This is a genomic window from Xenorhabdus sp. BG5 (genome assembly GCF_015163665.1).
Classification (GTDB): Bacteria; Pseudomonadota; Gammaproteobacteria; order Enterobacterales; family Enterobacteriaceae; genus Xenorhabdus.
In genome coordinates, this window is record NZ_JADEUG010000013.1 from 66,753 (window position 1) to 92,557 (window position 25,805).

Here is a 25,805-nt window from a genome sequence, read left to right on the forward strand (position 1 = left end):
GTTTATTTTCAATGTTCTGGCTAGACTCAAAATAGATGAAAATAAAACTTATGCTATATTAAAAGATATTTATACTGCAATTTTTAAAAAGAACCCGTTGTGGTGATATGTCACTTAGATTTGAACAGAGGAAGAATTTACAGCTATATATCAGGGAAAATGTGAAATAGAAGAGTACCCAACCCACATGTTATATCACTTTCATGTCGAATATTTTTTGTCAATTAAGGGGCGAAATACTCTTCCACAACGCGATGGATCTCAGAACTTATTTTGGCAGATGTTGTTTCAATAATGAAATAACGGTTCCAATATCCGGTAACGAAGGGTGTCCAACCCTTCGTTGTAGTGAAACATCAAAATTTTCGTGCCAAACAGGTTCAATAACATGATAGCCATCATCACGTAATTGCGTGATATTGCGGCGAGTCGCTTTTTTTTCCCACATCACGTGTCCCATGACAGGAAAAAACAGCACGGGAAATGTGGAGGCCAGAATAACCGTGGTTAATCGATTGGTTGCGCCACCACAAGCAACGGTTGCAAGTGTGTTAGCGGTTGCAGGTAAGACTGCCAGAATGTCATGATCCGCGACAATACGTGAAGGTTTGTCTGTTGGCCAATCGTGTGGCATCTCTCCACTAATGACCCGATCGGCATAGAGTGCTACGGTTGAGGCGGGTAAAAAGGTGGTGGCATTGTTTGTCATCAATACTGTTAATGTACAGTCAATTGTCGCCTTAATTGCTGAAAGATATTGGGGGAGGAGAGTGATATCCACTGACCCGGTTGCCCCAATTAAGATCCGAGGTTTTATCTGTGGAATTATTTCATCATTTTTCATCGGTAAATTAGCCTCTTGTTCTAAAAATAAATGATTAGCTATATGCGTTAGCGTGTTCCAGTAACCCGTCTAGTGGTACTAAGTAAGAACCCTTACCACGACGCTCTTGCCATTCCCGCGGATATCCCAAAGAGACTTCCAAATGAGCAACATCTTGAATATATTCGAGATTAGGAATGTGTAAGTGTCCATATATCACCATACGAACCCCTTTTTTTGATGCCCATGGGTGAGTTTTTTCACTGCCACACCAAATGGAAAATTCGCTATTGCGTAAGGATTCGAGTGGTTTACGGATGATGGGGAAATGGCTTATCAGTACGATGTCTTCGCCATCTGGAATGGCATTCAAGCGTTTTTCGGTATATTGGATACGTTCCCGACACCAATCGATAATATTTCTATGAGGATAGGTTTTCAGGAAGAACTCGTCAGAGCTAATGACACCACAACGACGAGCGCGCTCGATGGCCTGTTCCGCCGTATAGTCATCGGTATTTCTAAATGAATAATCGTATAGGGTAAAAATAGGGGCAATGGTCACCGTTGTTCCATTCCCCATGCGGTAATAGTGAAACGCATCTTCGGGGGTGAGTACGTTATGCTGTCGGCAGATATTGACCAGATGTTCATAACGCAGTACGCCAGGTAATTTTAATTGATCTTTTGGTGTGCACCAAAGTTCATGATTTCCTGGCGTCCAGACGACTTGAGCAAACCGTTGTGAAAGCATACTGATGACCCATGCAAAATCTGACTCCTGTTCTGCAATATCGCCTGCCAGTAGCAGCCAATCGTCAGGTGTTGATGGCCTGAATGATTCGACTATAGCCCTATTTGTTGCATGAGATACATGTAAGTCACTGACGGCCAACAGCATAAGCTCACCTCTCTAACTTTACCTGTAAGTTTCTTTAAAAATCAGGGTGTTCCTGGAGGGGCTTCTCCCCAACCCCACTTGGGTACGGTTTCGCGACGTGAAGGGGCGGCATTGGGTTGAGAATTGGCCTCAGCTCTGCGTGAACCCCATTCGATATAACCTGCAAATGCTGAACGAAATTCAGGATCAGAAGGTAAGCCGATTTCATCAGCAGACTCCATCAACAGTTCTACCCATCTCTTTCTTTGTTCAGGTTGAATGCTTCTGCCTCTGTGACGGCTTAGCATGACTTTGAAGCCACCACGATCTTTGGTGTAGCGATTTTCTCCGCCGAGTACTTCTTCCAACCACATGGCGACATGGCCCGGATGATCGGATTTCATGTTTTTGAACAGCGGAGCAAGCAGTTCATCTTTTTCAACCTTGGCATAAAAAGTGTCCATGAGTTTCATGAGCACCTCACGACCGCCCATCCATTCAAATAAGGTCGGTGTTTCATTTGCCATAACATAACCTCTCGTATGAATATATTAATGATGTTGCGACTCAGGTAATGGCTACTTGTTGATATCCATTACCCTAACTCCAAAGACGCAATGGCCTTGACCTTATCCAGCCGCCCCTTTGGTATAAGATTGCCTTTGTACATTCTGTATGTGTTAAACAGTCCCTTTAGCCCATATTCGTTAGCCAATTGGAGAAACTCGTTGTTATCAGTTTCGGGAACATCGACCGATACAGGTAAGCCATCAGGGATCTGGGCGAATGCGGTAAGAGCTAATGTTTCAACAGCTTCAGCGTTATCGGCAAAGAAAGGGCCTATTCGGTAGCCATTTTGTGATCGTCTTATGCCAATGACGCCGGAAATTCCCGTTCTGGAATAAGTACAAAATCCATAACGTTCTTTTCCCCAGAACCAATTAGCAAGTAATGCCCCTCGATGAACACCAATGCATTTAGCATCATATTTAATAACTTCCTCAATATTGGCTGGCGTAATCATAATAGCGCCCGCTGGTGGCGTGATTTTTGGCTTGATGAACCCGGAAAGCCGGACATTACGATAATGGATGGCAAATCCTCTTTTTTCGTAGAGTTGCGTTCTATCCCAGTTACCATCACAACCAATTGTGCGATGTTCTGCATAGTCCATAGACCATTTCCATATTTTTCCTGCACAAACATGATTGCGGAATTCTGGTTGTATGATGAAATTGCCCCCGAACGAATAAAAATCTGAATAATTCACCATCGATATTGAGGCGATGGGCTGAGTATCCCGATAGGCAATAAAAAACGCTTCTGGATCTACCCTAAAGAAACAGTCGGCATCATCCACATTCATATCCCAGTTTTCGGCCTTTGCCCAATTAAGAATGATCGAGTTCCATTGACTAACATTGACTGATCGAATGAGACACGATTTGCTGTTCATCTGATTCATAACCGATATATCCTCTCCAACCGCGTATTACTGTGCCTTAAAGTCCAATTGATTTACTGATGATTTCTTGCAGCACCTCGCTGGTTCCACCGTAAATAGTCTGAGCGCGGCTATTTAGCCAATTCTTGCCAGCAATGGAATCACGCATGTAACCCAGGCCGCCGTGCAATTGCAGGCAACGATCTGCTACTTTCATTTGTAGTTCGGTCGTCCACCACTTGATGCGGGCGGCATCCACTAAACTGAAAAGCCCCTGATTAAAGAGATCAACAGCGTTATCCAGGTAGATTCGGGCAATTTTTACTTCGGTATCTAATTGCGCAAGAATAAAACGGTTGTATTGAAAGGAGCCGATCGGTTGATTGAAGGCTGTTCTCTCTTTTACATATTCCAATGTGCTCTGCAAGATATGTTCTGCACTGGCAACCGCTACGGTTGAGATGCTGAGGCGTTCGCGGGGCATGGCTGACATAAAGTAATAGTTGCCGAGGTTTTCACGGCCAATCAGGTTAGTGACAGGAACTTTACAGTCATGGAAAAAAAGTTCAGCTGTGTCGCTGCCATGCCAGCCAATTTTCTTTAATGGTTCTCCTCTGGTGAATCCGGGCATATCCCGTTCTATTGCCAGTAAACTGATACCCTGGCCTTGTTGCCCCTCGTCTGTTTTTACCGCTACCACGATCAGATCCGCATTGATGCCATTGGTGATGTAAGCTTTGCCGCCATTCACCAGATAGTCATTGCCTTGACGTTTAGCCACGGTTTTGATGTCTGCTGTATTGGAACCGCCAGTCGGTTCCGTCATGGCAATGGCGGCAACCCGTTTTCCGCTACACAATTCTGGCAGCCACCTTTTTTTCTGTTCCTGATTACCGAGGGCAAAAATGTAGCTGGCAACAATATCGTTATGAGCAACGATCCCTGGTACAGTTACGCCTGCTTTGATGAGTTCTTCTGTCAGAATGACCGCGAACCGATAATCGTTTTTTCCCAGTCCCCCAAACTCAGGGCTGACACTCATACCTAATAACCCTGACTGGCCTATTTTCTCCCAAAAGGTACGCTCAACCAGCCCATTATCCTCCCACCTTTGATGCTCAGGGACGATTTCACGCTCAAGGAATTCACGACAGGATTTCCGGTAATTATCAAAATTATCAATCTCAATACGCATATTCACTCCAGGTTATTTGTCAGCCCATTGTTTTAGTTAAATGGTTTTATTCAGCAATATTTGTTTAATAACATCCCAGTGGCGGTACACAGCAAAGTGATCCCCTGCAATATGGGTGAGTGAAATATCGTCAGAGGTGTAATTTTTCCAGGCTTCCATGTCTGCCAAAGTGACATAACTGTCATGAGTGGCGGAAACCAGCACCAGTGGATAACTCACTTGTATATTGCCAAGCCGGGGAAATTGGCTGCGTATCAGGTAATCATTGCGTAGTTGCCGGATAATGGGTTTTATCAGCGCAGGTTCGTTCAAGATTGCTTCGGGCGTCCCTTGATCCGCTTTGGTTTTCTGAATCAATTGGTCATCTGTCCATTCATGCCGCTCATCTTTGGGTTGACGATGAGGAGGGACAGAGCTGGATACCACGCCAAATGAAGGAGAAGCACCATCGTTTTTCATTATCGCCTGACCTACCGCGATACTCAGCACGCCACCAAAGCTATGACCAAAGGTGATCCACTCCGTGATACCCTGTGCCTGTTTCTGCTGGAAATCGGCCCAGATATCTGATGCCAGTCGTTCAATCAGGGTATCGAGATCGTGAATTTCAGGCTCTTTAGCCAGATGACCGCGACCTGGGATCGCAACGGGTTGTAAGATCGCAGATTGGGTAGTCATGAGATCATTTAGCCAGGGATGATAAATCGCTGTTGTTGCCCCTGCATGGGGAAAGGCATAAATCACCCGTCTGCAATTAATTGCCATTTGTCCTCCACTCGCTGGTGGTGTCTCTCTCTATTAAAAAACTGACAATGCGTTCAGCAGTCATAATGGTTGTCAGATTCGTTGGCATAGAGGGAATAGTGGGGAATAGAGAAGCGTCAGCAACTGTCACACCCGTAACGCCCTGGACTCGGCCATCTTCTTGCGTGGCGCTATCAGGATCATCATGAGTGCCCATTCTGAGCGTTCCAGACGCATGCCAGCCTGGATTAACCAGGTTTTTGATTGCACTGTTCATGATTTCATCGTTATGAATCATGGAGTCGGACCAAAATTGGATGCCATCAAGGAAAACATCCACTTCCGGGTGGCGTAAAACCTGCCAAATTTTACGTACTCCCCCGACAAGGCGTGCGATATCTGATGGGGAGTGAGTCAATGGCAGATCAATGTGGGGTAATACCGTGGGCGTAGCGGAATTGATGAAAACCCGTCCTCGAATCTCTGGGCGCATTAACATGACGGAAGCACCAACCAGCATGGGATAAGTCACGCGATCTCTGAACCCCGGTACGGTGTCACTGGCAACATTGTTCAGCAAGCCAATTTGCACATCGACTTTTGCGTCATAACCGCTTCTAATGCGGGCAGCAATTTGTCGCCACGGCAGGCCCGTGGTACAGACACCGGCTTTAGGCAGTGCCCAAAGCACCACGGAAGCATGGTCAGTTAAATTTCTGCCAACGGCGGGCACTTGCGCAACCACAGGGATACCTAATCTGCTCAGATGTTCTGGATCACCCACACCTGAGCGCTGTAATAATGTTGCCGAACCAATTGCGCCAGCGCAAAGGACAATTTGTTTAGCCTGATAAACCTGCTCTTCTCCCGCCTGAATTATTTTTACCCCTGAGGCGACAGTGCCATTGAAAATGATCTGCGTGGCTAAGGCATCCGTTAGCACATGCAGATTTTCTCTATTCAGGATCGGTTCAAGGTATGAACGATACACATCGACTCTTTCTGCGCCGTTAACGACATTGGCGGGCACAGGGCCGACAGCAGGATCTTCACCGATATTGAGATCATCGGCGTAAGGTACACCAAACTGTTCACAGGCATGGGCAAAAGCCATATCAAGAGGGTGGATCTCACTATTTGCTGGTCTGCGCAGACACATCGGCCCCTGTGAGCCGTGGTTATCATCACCGATATAATCAGTGTCATTCTCCAAATGCTTAAACCACGGCAGAACCTGTTCCCAAGACCAATTAGGGCAACCCATTTGGGTCCATTTATCGAAATCGCTCGGAAAGCCTCGCAGGGCAATGGCACCGTTAACGGCGGAGGAACCCCCAAGGACTTTCCCCACACGATAATTGAACGACTTGCGCTCCTTGTGCTTACGAGTTTGTTTGTTATCTGGTCTATGAGCAGGAGAAGCGATGAGAGCGGCGAACCGATCATCGTCATTGCGCACATTGGCCTCGTAATCCCAGTTATATCCTTCCAGCACCAGCCTTGACGCATCTCTGAGTGGACTGGCAGGATTGTGTACATCAGATTCGTGGCCCGCTTCGATCAGCAGTACGGATTTTGTGCTATTTTCAGACAGGCGAGAGGCTGCCACACATCCAGCTGAACCACCGCCTACCACGATATAATCATATGTTTTGGTCATAGCTCATTCACCGCTTGAGATTGGACGATTGTTTCGATGATGCGAGAGAAAGACTGAATATTAGAATTCATGAACAACCCTTCGATAATGTCCTGTTCACCAACTGGCGTAATATTAAATTCCTGTCGCAGTGCACTCAGTAAACCAACGGCATGGAGTGAATCACCGCCAATATCAAAAAAGCCATCGGTGACATCAAAATCATCATGCTGAAGTTGTGCTTGCCAGAGTTTCAGGATCTTCGCTTCTATCTCATTAGCCGGTGCAACCGGAGCATCAGCGTGTTCCTCGCTATCAGACCAGGGAACAGGTAGCGCTTTACGATCAATTTTTCCATTACTGGTTAACGGCATATGGGGCAATAAGAGGTAATAACTGGGTACCATATATGAGGGCAACGTTTTGCGGGCAATTTCCCTCAATTGATCCTGAAAATAAGCCGGGTTATCCAACGTTTCTGGCGTCTCAGGCACAACATAGGAGACGATATGCCGTTGTCCGGTTTTGGCATGAACAGGGGCATCAATGACGACATGGCTGGCATTGTCGTGGGTCAGAAGGCAGGCTTCAATTTCACCTAATTCAATGCGGTAGCCATTGATTTTTACCTGATTATCTTCGCGCCCTAAAATTTCTATCAAGCCATCGGCAATATATCGCCCCAAATCTCCTGTTCTGTACAGCCGTTCACCGGTAACGGGATGAGTAATAAAGCGTAGGGCCGTTTTTTCTGTATCTCCCAAATAACCTTGAGTCACTCCGTCTCCACCAATATAGAGTTCTCCGGTTACCCATTTGGGGCAGGGAAGGAGCCAGTTATTCAAAACATGGAAAGTTTGATTTGCTAACGGCTTGCCATAAGGAATGCTTTTCCAGTTTTTATCAATTTTCTCAATCGGATAATGTATCGACCAGATAGAGCCTTCAGTTGCCCCACCGAGACTGATGATTGCAGTATTTGGCAAACTTTCCCGAATACGTTCAGGCAGATCGACAGGTATCCAGTCTCCGCTCATGAGGATTAGCCTCAATTGGGTCGCGGACAGTGTGGAACCATTTCTGTCTACCAATATTTTCACGGGAGCGGGGACACTGTTCCAGATCGTAATTTGATGTTTAATTAGCATGTCTAGCCAGCTTTTGGGATCATTGGCTGTTTCTGGCATGGAAAAAATAACTTTTCCTCCTGCACCTAATAGCCCGAAATAGTCATAGACGGACAAATCAAACCCGGCAGGCGCGACAGACAACACAACATCTTTTTCTGTTACCTGGAATTTATGATTAATATCAAGCACGGTATTGGCCGCATTACGGTGGGAAGCCATTACCCCTTTCGGTTCTCCCGTTGAACCGGAGGTAAAGATGACATAGGCCAGATCATCTAATCCTTGCATTGAAGGCATGGCAGACCAATGTGCCGTAGCCATTTTCTCTGTATCCATTGCCTGATGCATAGAACACTCATCCAGATTGATGCGAAGTAAATCCGTAAATTCATCATGCGCAAAAACCGTGCTGTCAGTGATAATCCCTTTGGCTGAACAGCGATTGAGTAAACTCATGCGGCGTTCCGCAGGCAGTTGGGGATCAATGGCGACATAGGCCGCACCTGACATAAGAACACCCAGTAAACCAATGACTAACTCTGGGCTTTGTGGCAGGGAAACAGCGACAATATCATTGGGATGAATGGGGACAGAAGTTCGTAGTTGTTGTGCTATTGCATAGGCTCTATTAGCCATTTCTGCATAGGTAACTTGTTTTTCGCCCTGAATAAGTGCAATTGCATTGGGAAATTTGCCAGCAGCCTGCAAAACCATTTCATGTAGCAGTTTGAGATCAAATTCGGTATCTGTTGCATTGGCTTTTGTTCTTTCCACTAAATCTGAGGCAGGTAATTTCACCAGTGGTACGTTTTGATCCCAGATTGAATCGTCTTCTGCATAAGTCGTTATCAGCGCTATATAGGCATCCAACATGGCTTCCACCATGCCATCAGGGAATAGTTCATTAACTGTATTCCAGTTAATTTGTACACGATCATCAACCCGAACAATCTGGTTCTCTAACCAGACTTGTGGGGTTTGATTACTGCTATAAACTTGGGCTGCTTCCGTCCAGCCAATATCTGTCACGACATTATCCAAATTGGCCGTCAGAGTATTGCTAAATACAACGGGGGCGGTTGCTGCCCGATTGCCATGACTTCGGCGGGTCAGTTCTCTTAGAACTTGAACCCCATTGTAGGAACTGTGCCAGCGATTCATCATCAAATCAGTCTGGATCTGTACCAAACGATCATTGAGGCTTTCTTCTCCCGTTCCTCCAATTCCCAGTAACATGGGTTGCAGGAAATTACCGACCACATTTTCAATGCTATCAAAATAGGGACGGCGCCCAAATTGCGTAACCGTCAGTGTAAAAGTTTGACGTTTCGACCATTGACGAAGCACTTCTGTGTACATACCGAGAAGTACAGTTTCTAACGTCAACTTGCGTAATTCCGCTTTTTTTCTAAGAGCAAATAATGTTTCAGAAGAAATTGTTCGGCTGTAACGTTTGAATACAGGCGGAGAAATTATCTCCGGCGCATTTTTTAACGGTAATTCAGGCGGTTGAGGTAAATGCTCTAGTTGTTGCTCCCAATAAGTTTTATCGCGTAATCCTTGCGGTTGCCCCTGTAGATAACGTTCTAATTTGATATAACTGGGGAAATTTATATTGTCAGGTAGGGCAGGCAGTTCATGGCCTTGATAAACTTGCCACCAGTCACGTAATACCAAATGGACACTATGAATATCGACAAACATCAGATCGAAATAAATATGCAGACGGGTAATATCATCATTCAGTATTGTTGCCCGTATATCGAATGTAGGTGTTTTATCGACAGGTAATAATTGCGTTTCCATTTCCTGACGAAGCTTTTCCAGCCTATTATCTTTTTCTGACTCTGACCACTTTCTACCATCCTGAATAGGAATGATGTAATTTAATGGTGAGGGTAAAACCCGCTGTTGTCCATCTAAGGATAAAGTCGCCCTTAACATAGGGTGATATTCAATGATTTTGTTTAATGCGTTATTTAATAAATTGATATCTAATGAATTAACATCTAATTCAGTATATAGGCAACTGGTTAATCCTCCTAGTTCCAGCCCGGGATTACGCCCAATTAAATAGGCATATTGAATATCTGTTAATGGAAAATTTTCTGTCTCAATCGTATTTTCTTGTAGGGTTACAGGGGTGATAATATTTATTAATGGTAATCTGTTTTGAAGTATCCCATTAACCTGCTCTTTCAATTTTGATAGCTCTACTTCTAATGTTTTATTTTCTGGTTTATATAATTCAGGGGGGTTAGAGATTTCTAATCCGGATTCTTGTAATGCCTGGAGAAAATTTTGCATGCATTATCCCTTGTATTTGATTGATAAGTTAATTTATATTTTTTGAGGTTATTTTTTATCTTTGAAATAAAATAGTGTTGGGAATACGGTTGAATTTCTTAACAAATAATCTTTTTACAGTTCACCAATTTATTTTGGTGAAAATAAACATCATTTATTATCAGATTAATATATTGATTCATGAGTTTAAAATAAAAGCAGTGCATATTCAGACGCCTCATTAATCTTAGTAAGGTGTTTAGTTTTATTTGTTGGTTTGCTTTTATGCAAAAATAACATGTTTATAACTAAATGTAATATCAAATAATAATATTTTATTAACGATTATTGTTATCTCTTGTAGGTAAATTAATAACATTACGGATATATATCATTAAGTTATTTTTTAATTTTAAATAGTTATCATATGAAATCATAGTGTTTATGATTGACAGATACTGCATTGGTTTTTTCTCTGGTTAAACTTATCAATCTGAATTTATGTAATTGATTTTTTGATTATTATGTTTGTCTGACTCTAATTGGATAAATTTTGTGTGATTTATTTTAAGGGTTTTAATAACTGACCGTTATTAATTGATAGCCTGTGCCTATCTTGCTGATAGGAAAAGATCTATTGAACTAATCATAATGTTCAATATAATAATTGAATTAAGGGTGTCGAGTATTCTCCCCCACATTTCATTGATGAGCTGCATTTTAGTAACTTAAAAATTTTTACTGAGGATTCAATATGAGTACATTAATTGAATTAACCGAAGATAATTTTGATAGTGTAGTCAATACCAAAGGGATCTGTGTTGTTAGATTCTGGGCGCCATGGTGTGGGCCATGCCGTGCGGTAGCACCAACGTTTAATCAATTATCAATCGATATGAAAGATAGTGCCACTTTTGGGGAAATCAATATTGATGATGCCCATAATATCGCTATGAAATATGGCATTCGCAGCATACCAACGACAATAGTATATAAAGATGGGCAACCTATAGATTCTCTTGTTGGCGTTGCTTCATTATCACAATTTAAGAATATGGTTTCTCAAAATTTGTAGTTCAGGTTGAGTTAAATTTGAGGGTTTGAGGAGCCTGCCTTACCTAACAGTCCAAACCAATATCATCATTTGCTTAATTAACCCGAATTCCGTTTAAGCCATTGCTGAAATATTTTCTTCTGAGTAGAAAATTTTCAGTGATGGCTTTTTCTCTTTAAGGCAGTAAGCAATCAATCCACTTAAAACAGTCAACAAAAACCCGGTTATACTTCGGTGACGGGAATGCTCTATTTGAGAAAGCGTTTTTAATTGCCCATTAATCGTTTCAATAATAAAACGCTTTTTAAGCATAATCTTATCCCACTCATCCAGTACAAGGGCTTTCATGTTACGGCGCTTTTTCGTGATAAAGGTGAGATCCATTTTGGCTAAATCATCCGCCAATTCCTGACTCAGATAGCCTTTATCGCCATAAAGAGAACCCGTTAGATCTTTTGATAATTCACGAGCAGGCTCCCGATCACTCACATTACCGGGAGTCACTTTAAGGGCTAAAATTTCGCCCAGATGGTTAACAACCAAGTGTAATTTGAAACCATAGCCCCCCATCGAGGTTTTTCCGCGTTGCGCGATGCTCTGGAAGACCTTATGGCGAGGAATACGGATGTTGTGGCAAACGCGCAAACTCGCAAACTCGTTGAATCGATAAAAGCAATACCTGTTGGTTTTCCTTTTAATTGAGTCAGATAACTCGATAATGGGACTAAAACGGAAGGGGCAACGCTGATAAAACGGGGATAACTGAGCAACGTGGGGAAGTCGCGGTGGTGGTATTGCCAAATATGCGCCAGATAAAAGTTTTTAAAATCACGGTAATGTGACTGCTGAAAGAGGATCAAAATCGTCATGATTTCACTGGGAGACATATGGCCTTGCCTACGGCGCAGGCGGTATCCGTTATCGAGGCAAAACTGCTCCCATTGAGGGATGAAAAGACGATAAAAATCGTCGATATCGCAGAAAATTTCAACTAATTTGTTCATGGCCTGTTCCTTCCCGGAACAGGCCTCACGTCAATTTCTTATCCAGAATTCGGGTTATGCGTAAGCAGTCTAAAACTTACGATGAATTCCATACCTGATGAAACAGCAAAAAACGGTGGATAAGATTCAAATTGGATAATAATAAGAAAAAATAAATGAAAGTAAAAATGTATATTCCGTCGATAAAAATAATACAAATTTATCGACGGTTATTTAAAAAATGAAATCAAGAAAATAATGTTAATAATAACGCGGCTAAATACAGGCCAATACCATAAGAAGTATGCGCCATTAAACTTCTCAGCCTTAGTGTATTAGGTGCAGGAGTCTTAGATGCAGCCATCCCCATTCCCATACCAGGTTGCATAACGAAGAAAGGGGCAACTAAGGTAACGATACCGATAATTAAAGCTGGCAGAAAAGTTGGGTTTTTTGCCCAATCTAAACCATAAATGAATAGCAGGAGGCCGGCAAAAATGATGCCAATCAAATAGTGAGCAAACCAACCAATTCCGGTTTCACCTTTCACCGGTTCAGCCTGTAGAATGCTTGTATGGGTCAATCTCCCTTTGGGAATATGGCCAATCCAGCGTCCTACCATGCTATAGTTCAGTGAAGGAATGCCGAAACACCGTTTTATGAAAACCGCCCAAAGATCCATAACAACTGTTGCACCAGCGCCAATCAGTACAGAATAAACAATAAACTCCAATCCTTCATTCATTTGTTGCGATCCTCCAAATTGTGGCTATCTATTAATGGTCAATCAATCAGCGAGCACTCGAAATGGCATAGAAACTCTGATACCATTACATTCAATTTATGCATTGAGTGTAATAATGGTGGAAGTGTAAAGTCAATGTTTGATAAACAACTTATTGTCGAGATTGCGGAAATTGCTAAGGTACTAGGAAATCTTCATCGGTTGGTACTGCTTGAATGTTTGGTTAACACTGAACACTCCGTGGAAAAGCTATCAGAGCTTTCCGGTTTGTCAATTGCTAATACTTCTCAGCATCTTCAGCAACTCAAACGTGCAGGGTTACTTCAGTCCCGTAAATCAGGCAAACATGTGCTTTATCGTCAGAGCGAAGGGCCCATTATGGAAGTTATTTCGATACTCCAGCAATATGCCGAATTTAACCGCGAAGAAATGCGCAGATTGATTGATGATTCAAACAATCAGGAAATAATTTCATGGGATGAGTTGTTGGACCGAATTAAGGAAAACAGCACGATATTACTGGATGTCAGACCAAAAGAAGAGTTTGAACGAGGTCACTTACCTGATGCCATTAATATTCCTGTTGATGAGCTGGAGAACAGACTGGATGAATTGGCAACTCATCAGAAATTGATCGCCTATTGCCGTGGCCCTTATTGCGTACTTTCTGCCAATGCCCTCGCATTGCTTCGTGCTAAGGGAATTCAAGCTCGTCGGTTTAAAAAAGGATTTTCGGGTTGGAAAGAGGCCGGAATGCGAATCGAAACGAAGTCTTGATTTTTAAAGCACAGGCAGTACTCCATTTTTAGGGGTAATGGCTTCTTAAAAGGCTTGCTTGCCGTTACTATTGTATTTCATTGGCTAACACCTGGCAGCAGTACTTATCGTATCGGGTATGCAGCCAGTGACTCGCTGTTTTATTTTTTCCTTTATTACTTGGCTATATTTTATTGGTATAAGCAGGTGATTGAAACCAATGGCCGTAGTTTGGGTGAATAATTCTATTTTTTATCCATAAGGTTCTGGTCTGTTCAGAACCTTTATGGTATTCAATGACTAATAGCAACATGTGGACTTTTAACGACGTGCACTTTTCGGCCTGAACGCGGCGACAACGTTTTCATCCGTTTCCACATAAGGACCATCCAGCAGTTGGATGCAATAGGGAACACTGGCAAAAATTCCCGCTACCAACACCTTACCATTTTCATCTTTTAATCCTTCTAGTGTTTCTGCGATGGCTTTCGGTTGTCCGGGAAGGTTGAGAATCAGCGCTTGATTGCGGATCACGCCGACTTGTCGGGACAGGATTGCTGTTGGCACAAATTGAAGGCTGATTTGACGCATCTGTTCCCCAAATCCTGGCATTTCACGATCAGCAATTGCCAGCGTTGCATCTGGCGTGACATCGCGACGAGCAGGCCCTGTTCCTCCAGTGGTGAGTACCAAATGGCATCCCAGTTCATCGACCAATTCACACAATGTTTGTTCAATCAGGATTTGCTCATCAGGGATCAGGCGGGTTTCTACGCTAAAAGGTGTGGTAATCGCTTTTTCCAGCCATGTTTCCAGTGCGGGCAGCCCTTTATCCTGATAAACACCGTTTGAAGCACGATCAGAAACAGACACGAGGCCAATGCGCAATACATTCATACAAACCTCAATTAATTATAATAATAGGAAAATAATAAAATTTGTTGGCTGCAACTTGAAGTAAACAAAAGGCGACCTATTACGTCGCCTTTATGCAAGAAAAAATAGCGTATCGCTTGAGATTACAGCAAATCAGCGATCATACCTTCAAGTTTGCCTTGATCTACTGCAAACTTGCGGATACCTTCTGCCAGTTTTTCGGTTGCCATTGCATCCTGGTGGTGGTTCCAGTAGAACTCAGCTTCAGTCATTGGTGCTGGGCGCTCTTTGATTTCGCCTTCATAACCCAATTTACGCTCAACTTCACCCGCTGTTTCTGACAGCTCTTTCAGCAGTGCTGGAGAGATTGTCAGGCGGTCACAGCCTGCCAGTTCCAGAATTTCACCCGCGTTACGGAAACTGGCACCCATAACAACCGTGTTGTAACCGTGCTCTTTGTAGTACTGATAAATTTCAGTAACAGAAATCACGCCTGGATCTTCATGCGGTGCGAATTCTTTCTGGCCGCTATTTGCTTTGTACCAGTCAAGGATACGGCCAACAAATGGAGAAATCAGGTAGACACCCGCTTCTGCACAAGCACGTGCCTGAGCAAAGGAGAACAACAGAGTCAGGTTACAGTTGATGCCTTCTTTTTCCAGTTGCTCCGCAGCACGGATACCTTGCCAGGTGGAAGCCAGTTTGATCAGAATGCGATCGTTGCTAATACCTGCTTCGTTGTACAGTTTGATCAGACGTTTTGCTTTCGCTACGCTCGCTTCGGTGTCATAAGACAGGCGTGCATCAACTTCAGTGGAGATACGGCCAGGGATCAGTTTCAGAATTTCCAGACCAATGTTGACGGCCAATTTATCGCTGGCATCAATAACTTGTTGTTCACGGGAATCGCTTTGACCACGCGCCCATTCAACAGCTTCATCGATCAGTTGGCGGTATTCTGGAATTTGAGCTGCATTCAAAATCAGGGAAGGATTGGTGGTCGCATCTTGCGGCTGATACAGTTTCATCGCCTCAATATCCCCGGTATCTGCTACTACTGTTGTCAGTTTACGCAGGGAAGTCAGTTTATCGGTCATGTTTAATATCTCATCGTTATACGTAAAATCTTTGGCAACGTTGCCTCGCCATCTTGTGATAATAACATGGTCAGGCACGGCTGTAAGGTAGGAAAATTCTATTGTGAGATTCGCCTCTTTTTGTTCTTTTTTGCTAAAGTGAGGAAAATCTGGATTATTAGGAAAAAATAATGCTTATTACCATTTCACCGGCAAAAACACTCGATTATGAAAGTCCGCTCGTAACAGAAAAGTTCAGCCAACCGCTGTTATTGGAAGAGTCCCAACAACTGATCGAGATTTGCCGGATTTTAACGCCTGCGCAAATCGGCAGTTTGATGAGTATTAGTGATAAGTTGGCGGGATTGAATACTGCTCGTTTTGGTGAATGGCAGCCCCATTTCACACCAAAAAATGCCCGTCAGGCGATTTTGGCATTTAAAGGCGATGTTTATACCGGTATGCAGGCTGAAACTTTCTCTGATGATGATTTTGATTTTGCTCAAACACATTTAAGAATTCTATCTGGCTTGTATGGCGTTTTGCGTCCTCTCGACTTGATGCAACCTTATCGTTTGGAAATGGGTATTAAGTTAGAAAATCCACGTGGTAAAGATCTGTATCAGTTTTGGAGTGATTGCATCACTGAAAATTTACATGCAGCACTGGAACAGCAAGGTGATGATGTTCTGGTCAATCTGGCATCAGATGAGTATTTTAAATCAGTAAATAGCAAAAAGCTGGCAGCCAGAGTTATCAAACCTGTTTTTCTGGATGAAAAAAATGGCAAATACAAGGTCATTAGTTTCTATGCTAAAAAAGCCCGTGGCCTAATGAGCCGTTTTATTATTCAGAACCAATTGACTGATCCCGCGCAGCTGGTGGCGTTCAATCTGGAAGGATACACTTTTGATGAATCTCTCTCCAAGAGAGATGAGTTGGTATTTAAGCGTTCTGAGCAGAATTAATTTAGTTTTCAATATATATACCCATCTAACTTCAAGATGCGTGAGATTTCTCCCCGCGAAGCGGGGGAGAAATCAGGTTTCATAGTGTTGTAAATTGAAGTTTAATGCGTATAGAACTCAGCATGATATCACTCCACCTATTTATCGGTGGAGTGATAAGTGCCATGTTATTTCGATGTTTTTTCCATCAAAAATTCACGCAATGTTGAGAAATCAGCGGGCATAAAGTGGGATAACAAGTCCAGATCTGCGCGCTCAGCTAACGCTTGGGGTAAGAGTAATTGCTGGCTGAGAGTGGCTTCGACGCTTTCCTTAAATTTGGCTGGATGGGCAGTCCCCAGGAACAAGCCATATTCCCCTTCTTGTAATTGATCCCGCAAAATACGATAAGCGATGGCAGCATGTGGTTCGGAAATATAGCCTTTTGCCGCCAGTTCGCGCATGGTGCTTTGAGTGGTCGCGTCATCCACAACCCCGTTTGCCAGTTCATGCAGTGCCCAACCTTTGCGTTTGAACAGTTCTTCAATGCGCGGCCAGTTATTGGGCTGGCTGACATCCATAGCATTGGACAGCGTCGGAATGGTCTGATATGGCAGCCACTGACCTGCCGCTAAATAACGAGGAACGGTGTCATTGACATTGGTTGCCGCGATAAAACGTTTTACCGGTAGTCCTAATGATTTTGCCAGCAGCCCGGCGGTTAAATTACCAAAATTGCCGCTTGGGACGGAAATGACCAATTGCTCACGTTTTTCTGCGGGGATCTGCGCAACGGCTTCAAAGTAATAACAGATTTGTGCCAGTAGGCGGCTGATGTTAATTGAATTAGCTGAGTTGAGATGTAAAGCCTGTTTCAGTCCTTCGTCATCAAAAGCCTGTTTGACCAATGCCTGGCAAGCATCGAAATCCCCCTTAATAGCAACCGTATGGATATTACCACCCAGAGTGCAGAAGAGTTTTTCCTGCAACGGACTGATCTTGCCTTCGGGATAAAGGATCACAACCTGTACGTTATTCAAACCATAGAAAGCATGGGCCACTGCGGCGCCGGTATCACCGGATGTTGCAGTTAGAATCGTGACGGGCTGTTCTCCTGCAATCTGGGCAAGAACTTGCGCCATAAAACGGCCGCCAAAGTCTTTGAAAGCCAGTGTCGGGCCGTGATAAAGCTCCAGTGAAGCGATGTCATCTTCGACAGCCGCTACAGGGGCAGGGAAGGCAAACGCGTTTTTTACGCGGCCTGCCAATTGTTCTGTGGGAATTTCATCGCCAATAAAAGCAGAGAGAATGCGTTGGCTGCGGCTGACAAAATCCAATTTCAATAAATCGTCAATTTCATTACGGCTGAATTCTGGCAAATCCTGCGGAAAAAAGAGGCCCTGCTGTTTACCTAACCCTTGTTTTACCGCCTGTGAAAAACTGACCTGCTCACTGTTGTCTTTTAAGTTATATAATTTCATGGTTACTTTACCTGTCGTGCGCCTGCGAGATCCAGACGGCAAATGTGTACAAAGCCTTCGTCATTCTGTACGTAATGTTGTTGCAGCCAGTGTGCAACCTCTTCTGCTACAGCCATTTCATGACAAATTGCAAAAAGTGTCGGGCCGGAGCCGGAAATGCCGCATGCCAGCGCCCCCAATGTTTTGACTGCATTACGTGCATTAGCAAAGCCGGGTAAAAGTTGTGTGCGATAAGGTTCTGCCACAACATCTTGCATTAATTTGGCAGCCAATGCTGATTGCTGGGTATGGCAGGCATGGATAAAACCAGCAAAATAACGTCCATGCTCAATGATGTCCTTACGGGCATAGTGATTAGGCAGGATTGCACGGGCTTCTGCTGTCGATACTTTGATGCCAGGGTAAGCCATAACCCACAGCCAATCATCAAACGAGGGAACAGGCAGACAGGTAGTATCTTCCTGAGATAATATCAATTGCAATCCGCCTAAATAGCAGGGAGCGACATTATCATAATGAACACCACCGGAAATGCGTCCTTCTAATTCTCCCATCATCTCCAGCAACTGGTGTGGGTTAAATGGGCGGCCAGCATATTCATTCAATGCCACTAAACCGGCGACGACAGAGCAGGCACTGGAGCCTAATCCCGAACCGATCGGCATATTTTTCTCTAATGTCATGGTAACGGGCAGGTCTTTTCCCAGTCGTTGACAAAAAAGCTGCCAGCATTGGTAGACAATATTTTGTTTGGGATCGGCAGGTAATTTACTAACAAATCGTCCTTTATTATTCAAACTGAAACTATCAGCTTCACTTACGGAGACACAATCTCCAAGTAACGAACCATCAATGGGAGAAACTGCTGCGCCAAGCACATCAAATCCGACGCCAACGTTCCCGATAGAGGCAGGCGCATAAACCCTGATAACCATTAAACCCCCAATTTCCATGACAGAGTGCGTAATATATCAGCAAAAACGCCGGCTGCCGTGACATCATTTCCTGCGCCATAACCACGTAATACCAGCGGAATGGGTTGATAATAACGGGTGTAGAAAGCCAGCGCGTTTTCGCCATTTTTGACTTTATAAAGTGGATCGTTGCCATCAACGGAAACAATTTTCACTGTACAACGGCCTTGCTCAATTAAGCCAACATAACGTAAGACTTTTCCTTGTTCTGCGGCTTGTTCCGCACGTTGGCTAAATTCCTGATCCAGTTGTGGCAAACGTTGCAGGAAACTGTCAACCTCGCCACTGGCGTCGAACGATATGGGTAAAACGGGGTCAACATGAATATCTTCCAGTTCCAGTTCATAACCTGCCTCACGTGCCAGAATCAGCAGCTTTCGCGCAACATCCATGCCGGAGAGGTCATCGCGTGGATCGGGTTCAGTAAAGCCTTTCTCTTTGGCCAGTAGGGTCGCTTGTGACAGCGTCATACCTTCATCCAGCATACCGAAAATATAGGATAGAGAACCTGACAGGATGCCACTGAACTGCACTAATTCATCACCGGCATTAAGCAGATTTTGTAAGTTTTCGATAACCGGCAATCCAGCCCCTACGTTGGTGTCATACAGGAACTTACGTTTCGATTTTTCTGCGGCCTGACGGATTTGGCGATAATAAGCCATTGATAAGGTATTAGCTTTTTTATTGGGCGTGACAACGTTAAAGCCATCGCTGAGGAAGCTCGCATATTGTTCCGCAATCGACTGATTGGAAGTACAGTCCACAATGACTGGATTCAGGAGATGGTACTCTTTTTCAAGGCGGATCAGACGACTCAAGCTAAAAGGTTCAGTGGCTTCTGACAGTGCCTGCTGCCAGTTATTCAGGCAGATGCCTTGCACATCAGTCAATAAAGCGCGGGAATTGGCAATACCACAGACGCGCAAATCGATATGTTTCTGTTTGAGCCAGGTTTGCTGGCGACGTATTTGCTCGATCAATGCACTGCCTACACCACCCACACCGACAACAAAGACTTCAACAACCTGAGCAGTGTTAAATAGCATTTGATGGCAGAGACGAACAGCCGTAGTCGCGGCATCATTTTCAATGACGGCGGAAATAGAACGTTCAGAAGAGCCTTGCGCGATGGCAATGATGTTGATATTGGCGCGTGTTAATGCGGAGAAAAAGCGGGCAGAAGTTCCTGGTTGAGTACGCATACCATCGCCAACGACAGAAATAATGGCAAGATTGTCGATCACGTCGATGGGATCAAGCACACCATCTTTCAGCTCCAGATAAAATTCTTCTGTCAGTGCCTTTTGTGCTTTTACCAATTCTTTTTGTGGTACACAGAAGCTGATGCTGTATTCTGACGAGGACTGCGTGATTAGCACAACGGAAATACCTTTGCGTGACATGACGGAAAAGATCCGTGCCGCCATCCCGACCATACCTTTCATGCCAGGGCCGGAAACGTTGAACATTGCCATATGATCCAGATTGGTAATGCCCTTAATCGGCATGTTCTGGTCTTTTTGTCCATCATCAATGAGCGCATCGCCAATAAAAGTACCTGGTGCATCGGGATTGGACGTGTTTTTTATCAGGCAAGGAATTTGAAACTGGGCAATCGGGGCGATAGTACGAGGATGAAGGACTTTCGCACCGAAATAAGACAATTCCATCGCTTCTTGATATGACAGGCTTTTCAGCAAGCGCGCATCTTTCACCGCCCTTGGATCACACGTGTAAACACCATCTACATCCGTCCAGATTTCACAACAATTTGCCCGCAGGCATGCCGCCAATACTGCGGCTGAATAGTCAGAGCCGTTGCGTCCCAACACGACCAATTCACCATTTTCATTGCCCGCAGTGAAACCCGCCATCAGGATGATGTGGTCAGCAGGAATGTTAAGTGCCGCAATGCGTTTGGAAGATTCAGGGATATCAACGGTGGATTCGAGACAATGTCCATGTGCCAAAAGGTTCTTGACCGGATCAATAACAGTTACTTTATGACCACGAGCCTGTAGCACGGATCCCATGATGGCAATCGACAGTTTTTCGCCACGACAGATCAGGGAGGCATTAATGCTATCTGGGCATTGTTTTAACAAGGAAATGCCGTGCAGCGTCTGTTTAAGGCTGGCGAGCTCACGTTCTACTAGCCCTTTCAGACGTTCATGATCAAACCTGGGTTGTTGCTCTTTCAATCCTGACAGCAAATCCGCAAAGATTTGGGTAGCATCGCTCATATTAGAAACAATATCTTGCCCTGCAACCGTTTTTTCGATCATCGCCACCAGATGGTTTGTGATTTTTGCCGGTGCAGAGAGTACTAAAGCAACTTGCCCAAGGGATAACGCATTCTCGGCGATATCTGCAACACTCAGTACACGCTGGTGATTCGCAACTGAGGTTCCGCCAAATTTCAATACTCGCATTAATGTTCTTCTCCTGATTTCTGTCCAAAAAAAAGCCCGTATCTTGTAGGATACGGGCTTATTGTTGTTTTATGTGTATGCGTCAGCCCGCACCGCAACTCGTGGTTCCGGTGGTAATCGTGGTTGTAGTAATGGTTGTCATGGTGTTTGCAAGAACCATTTTTTTCGAGCTGATGTGGTGCATAGTTTCCTGTCTGTCTTTTTAATTCGCTTGACCCCCTATTGGTTAAATTAAATTGTGGTCAATGTCAAATATTTTTTGTAGTGAAAGAAGGAAAAAACGTCATTTTCCGTATCGAAATTATTCAAAATATAACCCAAATGACAAATCATTATTTGGTTAGTCAGCTTATTTAATAGCATTTAATTTTACAAAAAACATATTTTGTAATTATTTTGTCTTTATGATAAAAACGTGTCATCTGGATATTTCAGTGTCGAGCGAATCTCTTCAAGTATTCACGACATTTCAACATCCATTAACATAATTTATTCAAATTAATAACAAATGACCCAAATTAAAATTAACAATTACAATTAATGTTAACGTGCTACAATTGATTTTGATATGTATCAACAAAAGTTAGTTTTTTTAGAAGGCAAATGCATTACTAGCTGTTATATTGCTGTTAATAGACTAATATAGAAGCCTCGTTTAAATCGGGTATGTACCCTCTAGGAAAGCGACGCAAGCTTTAGCGTAAAACATATCAAAACGTTTATTTCGGGCATAAGCTGGTTTTCTGTCATTCAGAACAAGATCAGCATATTTTCTTTTAATAATAACAGCTTGTGTCATACAGATTCTGTTTTTTAGCGATTTTAGGTAGCAACCATGCAAACCCCGCACATTTTGATTGTTGAAGACGAAATTGTCACACGCAATACCCTTAAGAGTATTTTTGAGGCTGAAGGGTATGTTGTTTATGAAGCCAATGATGGTTCAGAAATGCACAACATTCTGTCAGATAACGATATCAATTTAGTCATTATGGATATCAATCTGCCAGGTAAAAATGGCTTACTGCTTGCCCGTGAATTACGTGAGCAGGCAAATGTTGCGTTGATGTTCTTAACCGGCCGTGATAATGAAGTGGACAAAATTCTTGGTCTCGAAATCGGTGCTGATGATTATATAACTAAGCCATTTAACCCACGCGAATTAACCATCCGTGCACGTAATTTACTTTCGCGGACAATGAACCTGAGTCCTCCAGGAGAAGAGCGTCGCCAAGTTGAAAGTTATAAATTCAATGGATGGGAGCTGGATATCAATAGCCGCTCTTTGGTTAGCCCGATGGGAGATCATTACAAACTGCCGCGTAGCGAATTCCGTGCGATGCTTCATTTCTGTGAGAATCCAGGAAAAATCCAAACCCGTGCAGAATTGTTGAAAAAAATGACGGGCCGCGAATTGAAACCTCACGATCGTACTGTTGATGTGACTATTCGCCGTATTCGTAAACACTTCGAATCGACACCAGATACTCCAGAAATTATTGCGACCATCCACGGTGAAGGTTACCGTTTCTGTGGTGATTTAGAAGAATGATTGATACCTTTTTATAGGTATATCTTCTAAATGGCGTATCTTAAAAAGCCCCGAATGTCTTATGGCATCAGGGCTTTTCTTTTAGTCGGTGCTTGCCTCAGTGGTGAGTTATTCACTCTTTCCACGGCATAATCGGTACAGCACTGATTGCATTTTTAGGGGAACCATCGATCACTTTGTCAGAATAAGTTAAATAAATTAGCGAATTACGATTTGGATCGTAGAAGCGTACAACCTGCAATTTTTTAAATACCAAAGAAGTGCGTTTCTGGAAGACAACTTGCCCTTTCTTAGGCGATTTCTTTATCTTATCTGCCAATTCAATCGGGCCAATTTGCTGGCAAGATATGGCTGCATCAGAGGTATCTTCTGCCAATCCCAATCCTCCCTTAAGTCCTCCAGTTTTGGCTCTGCTCAGATAACAGGTGACATTTTTAACGTCAGGATCATCAAAGGCTTCTATCACTATCTTGTTATCAGGGCCAAAAAGTTTGAACACTGTGTCAACAGAGCCGATCTCTTCAGCATGCAAAGCCGCAGGAGAAAAGAGTAAGGTAGCCGCTATCACCAATTTCTTCATTGTTACCATATATAGTCCAATTGAATTAAATAAATACAGTGAAAAGATCTCTCATTCACATATAATGTAACGCAATAAATTTAATTAAATCATTTCCAATGTGAATGTATCTGTGATGGAAAATCAGGGCATTATAGCTGAATATACACCCAAGACGAGTAAGTAATGGTCTTTAAAAAGTTATGCCATTGGCGTTAGGTCAACATCCCGCACGTCAGTAGTAAATATATTTACTCTTATAATTCATATTATTGGCTTATTTATCAAGACAAGGCTTGACATATTACCGATTCTGCTATTAATTTATTCCAAGCAAAAGCTTGTTTAATTCATTGAGGGTTTGTTGATAACATTAATGCAACAATCAATATGCCTAATAGAATTATCTTGGCATATTGTACCTAAAGAATAACTAACCAATAGTTATAGTAAACATTAACAATCAATTGCTGGAATAGGTATACGGCAACAACACTCAGGGAAATTATAATCTAGGTTTATTTTGGGAAAAGTATAGGTGTTGATTATTGATCAAACTACACAATATCTGTTTTTAGGAAAAAACTTTTAGTTTTCAAACTAATAAGTTGTTTTACATTTATATGATTTTCTTTTTGTCTTAATGACTGAGGGAGATGTATGGATCAAACCAACATCATTCGAGACTTGCTGCATTGGGTGGATAATAATCTGGATCGGCCATTATCTCTTGATAACGTTGCAGCAAAAGCAGGTTACTCCAAATGGCACTTGCAGCGCATGTTCAAGGAGGTAACAGGCCAAGCAATAGGTTCTTATATCCGTGCGAGAAGATTATCCAGAGCCGCCGTCGCATTACGTTTAACCAGCCGTCCTATCTTGGACATTGCCTTGCAATATCGCTTCGATTCTCAACAAACTTTCACAAGAGCTTTTAAAAAACAGTTTGACCGAACACCAGCAGCCTATCGTCGTAGCGAAGAGTGGTGCGCAAAAGGAATACATCCTCCTATCTTGCTGGATAACAAACCTCTGCCAGAACACAAATTTGTCACATTGGAAGAGAAGTCACTTATCGGCACTGAGCACACGTGCAGTTACACGCTTGAGCAGTGGTCAGAAGATTGCAAGAATATGCGTCATGAGTTTTGGATTAACTATCTACAGGATGCAGAAGTATTACCACCGAGACTTTATGGATTACACCATACGACCCTTTGTACGGAGAGTGAAGATGAACAGACAGTGTTCTATACCACAGCTATAGAACCAGAATATGCTACCTTTGATACCAAAGATAGCCGTCCCGTCGTCTTGCCGAGTGGAGATTATATTTCATTCAGTTATTTTGGTGATAAAGAGCAGTTACAAGAGTTTCTCTTTACAGTTTATGGCGTCTGTCTGCCTACACTAAACATAACTCGCAGAAAGGGATACGATGTCGAGCGATATTACCTCACCAACCTTGAATGGAAAAATCTTGGGGATGAGACACAAAATCATATTGTGGAATTTGAGTATCTCATCCCAATTGAACGTTAACCTTGTAATTCATCCAAGGCGGGCATATCCAGATGAGTGATATCGCCCGTTGTTTCAACTATCCAACCTGGGGCCAGCCACGGGCTATCCTGATAATCCACCCGTGAGATGGAACAGTTTCTCAACCGTAGACGGCGTTCTGAGTTAGCGGGAAGGCCCAGAATAGAGCAGATCAAACCGACGAGTGCTATTCCATGACTGACCAACAGTGGACGACTACCCGCAGGCAGGTTAAGGCAATTTTCCAGTGCGGCCCGCATACGGGTAGACACTTCATGCATCGATTCACCTTCTGGGATCCGTCCATTTGGTGTACCATCAACAAGACTTTTACGCCAGGATTCTTCTTCTGATGTGAGAGACGTTAGTTCTCGATTTTCCAGAACGCCCATATTTAACTCTCGCAGGCGTGGTTCCAGTATGACGTCGCAGCCACAGGCTTTCGCGATGATTTCTGCTGTTTGGCGTGTCCGACCAAGGTCACTGGTGATAACATGGGTAATGTTTTCTGATTTAACTCTCTGCGCGACCAAGTGAGCTTGGCGCCGACCAGTTTCAGTCAAAGGACTGTCAGATTGCCCCTGAATACGACGAGCCACATTCCATTCGGTTTCGCCATGACGAACAAGATAGACCTGTAACATAGTTATTTTCCGTTATACTGCATCATGAAATAATTCAAAG

The 25,805-nt window shown here is 43.4% G+C and carries 22 protein-coding genes and 1 other annotated feature; of the genes, 5 read left to right on the forward strand and 17 right to left on the reverse strand.

The genetic code is table 11. From position 1 onward, the window contains the following. Window positions 1–268: 268 nt before the first annotated feature. The 8 genes from IQ209_RS08925 to IQ209_RS08960 form a co-directional block, all read right to left on the reverse strand. Window positions 269–844 (reverse strand): flavoprotein, encoded by a 576-nt coding sequence (locus IQ209_RS08925; protein WP_193850969.1) that lies wholly within the window; start codon window positions 842–844, stop codon window positions 269–271. 34 nt (window positions 845–878) lie between these two features. Then, window positions 879–1,724: a metallophosphoesterase gene (locus IQ209_RS08930; RefSeq protein WP_193850970.1), complete on the reverse strand. Its 846-nt coding sequence runs from the start codon at window positions 1,722–1,724 to the stop codon at window positions 879–881. A 41-nt stretch (window positions 1,725–1,765) separates the two neighbouring features. Beyond that, on the reverse strand, window positions 1,766–2,230 hold the full coding sequence (locus IQ209_RS08935; protein WP_193850971.1) for a group II truncated hemoglobin: 465 nt from the start codon (window positions 2,228–2,230) through the stop codon (window positions 1,766–1,768). Window positions 2,231–2,298: 68 nt separating this feature from the next. After that, window positions 2,299–3,168 carry a GNAT family N-acetyltransferase gene (locus IQ209_RS08940; protein WP_193850972.1) on the reverse strand — a complete coding sequence of 290 codons (870 nt, stop codon included), beginning with the start codon at window positions 3,166–3,168 and terminating at the stop codon, window positions 2,299–2,301. 37 nt (window positions 3,169–3,205) lie between these two features. Further along, on the reverse strand, window positions 3,206–4,342 hold the full coding sequence (locus IQ209_RS08945; protein WP_193850973.1) for an acyl-CoA dehydrogenase family protein: 1,137 nt from the start codon (window positions 4,340–4,342) through the stop codon (window positions 3,206–3,208). Window positions 4,343–4,378: 36 nt separating this feature from the next. Further along, the gene (locus IQ209_RS08950) at window positions 4,379–5,107 is read right to left on the reverse strand and encodes a thioesterase II family protein (protein ID WP_193850974.1); all 729 of its coding nucleotides are present in this window, start codon (window positions 5,105–5,107) and stop codon (window positions 4,379–4,381) included. Continuing rightward, entirely contained in the window at window positions 5,097–6,746 is a 1,650-nt protein-coding gene (locus IQ209_RS08955) for a GMC family oxidoreductase (RefSeq protein ID WP_193850975.1), read from the reverse strand. The genes IQ209_RS08950 and IQ209_RS08955 overlap by 11 nt, the downstream gene beginning before the upstream one ends. Then, complete coding sequence (locus IQ209_RS08960; RefSeq protein ID WP_193850976.1) at window positions 6,743–10,162, reverse strand: non-ribosomal peptide synthetase; 3,420 nt, start codon at window positions 10,160–10,162, stop codon at window positions 6,743–6,745. The genes IQ209_RS08955 and IQ209_RS08960 overlap by 4 nt, the downstream gene beginning before the upstream one ends. Before the next feature lie 733 nt (window positions 10,163–10,895). Between IQ209_RS08960 and trxA the strand changes: the two genes are divergently transcribed. After that, on the forward strand, window positions 10,896–11,216 hold the full coding sequence (trxA, locus tag IQ209_RS08965) for a thioredoxin (protein WP_193850977.1): 321 nt from the start codon (window positions 10,896–10,898) through the stop codon (window positions 11,214–11,216). A gap of 93 nt (window positions 11,217–11,309) precedes the next feature. Here trxA and IQ209_RS08970 read toward each other — a convergent pair whose 3' ends face one another. After that, the gene (locus IQ209_RS08970) at window positions 11,310–11,996 is read right to left on the reverse strand and encodes an IS982 family transposase (protein WP_228005795.1); all 687 of its coding nucleotides are present in this window, start codon (window positions 11,994–11,996) and stop codon (window positions 11,310–11,312) included. A 429-nt stretch (window positions 11,997–12,425) separates the two neighbouring features. After that, window positions 12,426–12,923 carry a DUF2938 domain-containing protein gene (locus IQ209_RS08975; RefSeq protein WP_193850978.1) on the reverse strand — a complete coding sequence of 166 codons (498 nt, stop codon included), beginning with the start codon at window positions 12,921–12,923 and terminating at the stop codon, window positions 12,426–12,428. 135 nt (window positions 12,924–13,058) lie between these two features. Here IQ209_RS08975 and IQ209_RS08980 point away from each other — a divergent pair, with 135 nt between their 5' ends. Then, a complete protein-coding gene (locus tag IQ209_RS08980) occupies window positions 13,059–13,700 on the forward strand; it encodes a metalloregulator ArsR/SmtB family transcription factor (RefSeq protein WP_193850979.1) in 642 nt (213 codons plus the stop codon). Window positions 13,701–14,000: 300 nt separating this feature from the next. Here IQ209_RS08980 and mog read toward each other — a convergent pair whose 3' ends face one another. After that, entirely contained in the window at window positions 14,001–14,576 is a 576-nt protein-coding gene (gene mog, locus IQ209_RS08985) for a molybdopterin adenylyltransferase (protein ID WP_193850980.1), read from the reverse strand. A 122-nt stretch (window positions 14,577–14,698) separates the two neighbouring features. Further along, window positions 14,699–15,652 (reverse strand): transaldolase, encoded by a 954-nt coding sequence (tal, locus tag IQ209_RS08990; protein ID WP_193850981.1) that lies wholly within the window; start codon window positions 15,650–15,652, stop codon window positions 14,699–14,701. Between the two features lie 170 nt (window positions 15,653–15,822). Between tal and yaaA the strand changes: the two genes are divergently transcribed. Then, the gene (gene yaaA, locus IQ209_RS08995; RefSeq protein ID WP_193850982.1) at window positions 15,823–16,599 is read left to right on the forward strand and encodes a peroxide stress protein YaaA; all 777 of its coding nucleotides are present in this window, start codon (window positions 15,823–15,825) and stop codon (window positions 16,597–16,599) included. A 167-nt stretch (window positions 16,600–16,766) separates the two neighbouring features. Here yaaA and thrC read toward each other — a convergent pair whose 3' ends face one another. From thrC to thrA, 3 genes are read right to left on the reverse strand one after another with little or no spacing between them, the layout of a single operon-like run. Beyond that, window positions 16,767–18,059 carry a threonine synthase gene (gene thrC, locus IQ209_RS09000; protein WP_193850983.1) on the reverse strand — a complete coding sequence of 431 codons (1,293 nt, stop codon included), beginning with the start codon at window positions 18,057–18,059 and terminating at the stop codon, window positions 16,767–16,769. Window positions 18,060–18,061: 2 nt separating this feature from the next. Continuing rightward, window positions 18,062–19,012 carry a homoserine kinase gene (gene thrB, locus IQ209_RS09005; protein WP_193850984.1) on the reverse strand — a complete coding sequence of 317 codons (951 nt, stop codon included), beginning with the start codon at window positions 19,010–19,012 and terminating at the stop codon, window positions 18,062–18,064. Then, the gene (gene thrA, locus IQ209_RS09010) at window positions 18,994–21,468 is read right to left on the reverse strand and encodes a bifunctional aspartate kinase/homoserine dehydrogenase I (RefSeq protein WP_193850985.1); all 2,475 of its coding nucleotides are present in this window, start codon (window positions 21,466–21,468) and stop codon (window positions 18,994–18,996) included. Before thrA ends, thrB begins: the two co-directional genes overlap by 19 nt. Before the next feature lie 25 nt (window positions 21,469–21,493). Beyond that, window positions 21,494–21,613, reverse strand: a sequence feature (Thr leader region). A gap of 690 nt (window positions 21,614–22,303) precedes the next feature. Between thrA and arcA the strand changes: the two genes are divergently transcribed. Beyond that, window positions 22,304–23,020, forward strand: coding sequence for a two-component system response regulator ArcA (gene arcA / locus IQ209_RS09015; RefSeq protein WP_047766739.1), 717 nt, complete (start codon window positions 22,304–22,306; stop codon window positions 23,018–23,020). 112 nt (window positions 23,021–23,132) lie between these two features. Here arcA and creA read toward each other — a convergent pair whose 3' ends face one another. Continuing rightward, on the reverse strand, window positions 23,133–23,609 hold the full coding sequence (gene creA / locus IQ209_RS09020) for a protein CreA (protein WP_193850986.1): 477 nt from the start codon (window positions 23,607–23,609) through the stop codon (window positions 23,133–23,135). Window positions 23,610–24,239: 630 nt separating this feature from the next. Between creA and robA the strand changes: the two genes are divergently transcribed. Then, on the forward strand, window positions 24,240–25,121 hold the full coding sequence (gene robA / locus IQ209_RS09025; RefSeq protein WP_193850987.1) for an MDR efflux pump AcrAB transcriptional activator RobA: 882 nt from the start codon (window positions 24,240–24,242) through the stop codon (window positions 25,119–25,121). On the opposite strand, the gene gpmB is transcribed toward robA, so the two are convergent. Further along, the gene (gene gpmB / locus IQ209_RS09030; protein WP_193850988.1) at window positions 25,118–25,765 is read right to left on the reverse strand and encodes a 2,3-diphosphoglycerate-dependent phosphoglycerate mutase GpmB; all 648 of its coding nucleotides are present in this window, start codon (window positions 25,763–25,765) and stop codon (window positions 25,118–25,120) included. The two genes, robA and gpmB, sit on opposite strands and share 4 nt — an antisense overlap. Between the last annotated feature and the right edge of the window lie 40 nt (window positions 25,766–25,805).

Bases quoted from the DNA above. Each gene is read 5' to 3' on its own strand.
- IQ209_RS08925 (WP_193850969.1), bottom strand. From the start codon at position 844: ATGAAAAATGATGAAATAATTCCACAGATAAAACCTCGGATCTTAATT.
- IQ209_RS08930 (WP_193850970.1), bottom strand. From the start codon at position 1,724: ATGCTGTTGGCCGTCAGTGACTTACATGTATCTCATGCAACAAATAGG.
- IQ209_RS08935 (WP_193850971.1), bottom strand. From the start codon at position 2,230: ATGGCAAATGAAACACCGACCTTATTTGAATGGATGGGCGGTCGTGAG.
- IQ209_RS08940 (WP_193850972.1), bottom strand. From the start codon at position 3,168: ATGAATCAGATGAACAGCAAATCGTGTCTCATTCGATCAGTCAATGTT.
- IQ209_RS08945 (WP_193850973.1), bottom strand. From the start codon at position 4,342: ATGCGTATTGAGATTGATAATTTTGATAATTACCGGAAATCCTGTCGT.
- IQ209_RS08950 (WP_193850974.1), bottom strand. From the start codon at position 5,107: ATGGCAATTAATTGCAGACGGGTGATTTATGCCTTTCCCCATGCAGGG.
- IQ209_RS08955 (WP_193850975.1), bottom strand. From the start codon at position 6,746: ATGACCAAAACATATGATTATATCGTGGTAGGCGGTGGTTCAGCTGGA.
- IQ209_RS08960 (WP_193850976.1), bottom strand. From the start codon at position 10,162: ATGCAAAATTTTCTCCAGGCATTACAAGAATCCGGATTAGAAATCTCT.
- trxA (WP_193850977.1), top strand. From the start codon at position 10,896: ATGAGTACATTAATTGAATTAACCGAAGATAATTTTGATAGTGTAGTC.
- IQ209_RS08975 (WP_193850978.1), bottom strand. From the start codon at position 12,923: ATGAATGAAGGATTGGAGTTTATTGTTTATTCTGTACTGATTGGCGCT.
- IQ209_RS08980 (WP_193850979.1), top strand. From the start codon at position 13,059: ATGTTTGATAAACAACTTATTGTCGAGATTGCGGAAATTGCTAAGGTA.
- mog (WP_193850980.1), bottom strand. From the start codon at position 14,576: ATGAATGTATTGCGCATTGGCCTCGTGTCTGTTTCTGATCGTGCTTCA.
- tal (WP_193850981.1), bottom strand. From the start codon at position 15,652: ATGACCGATAAACTGACTTCCCTGCGTAAACTGACAACAGTAGTAGCA.
- yaaA (WP_193850982.1), top strand. From the start codon at position 15,823: ATGCTTATTACCATTTCACCGGCAAAAACACTCGATTATGAAAGTCCG.
- thrC (WP_193850983.1), bottom strand. From the start codon at position 18,059: ATGAAATTATATAACTTAAAAGACAACAGTGAGCAGGTCAGTTTTTCA.
- thrB (WP_193850984.1), bottom strand. From the start codon at position 19,012: ATGGAAATTGGGGGTTTAATGGTTATCAGGGTTTATGCGCCTGCCTCT.
- thrA (WP_193850985.1), bottom strand. From the start codon at position 21,468: ATGCGAGTATTGAAATTTGGCGGAACCTCAGTTGCGAATCACCAGCGT.
- arcA (WP_047766739.1), top strand. From the start codon at position 22,304: ATGCAAACCCCGCACATTTTGATTGTTGAAGACGAAATTGTCACACGC.
- creA (WP_193850986.1), bottom strand. From the start codon at position 23,609: ATGGTAACAATGAAGAAATTGGTGATAGCGGCTACCTTACTCTTTTCT.
- robA (WP_193850987.1), top strand. From the start codon at position 24,240: ATGGATCAAACCAACATCATTCGAGACTTGCTGCATTGGGTGGATAAT.
- gpmB (WP_193850988.1), bottom strand. From the start codon at position 25,765: ATGTTACAGGTCTATCTTGTTCGTCATGGCGAAACCGAATGGAATGTG.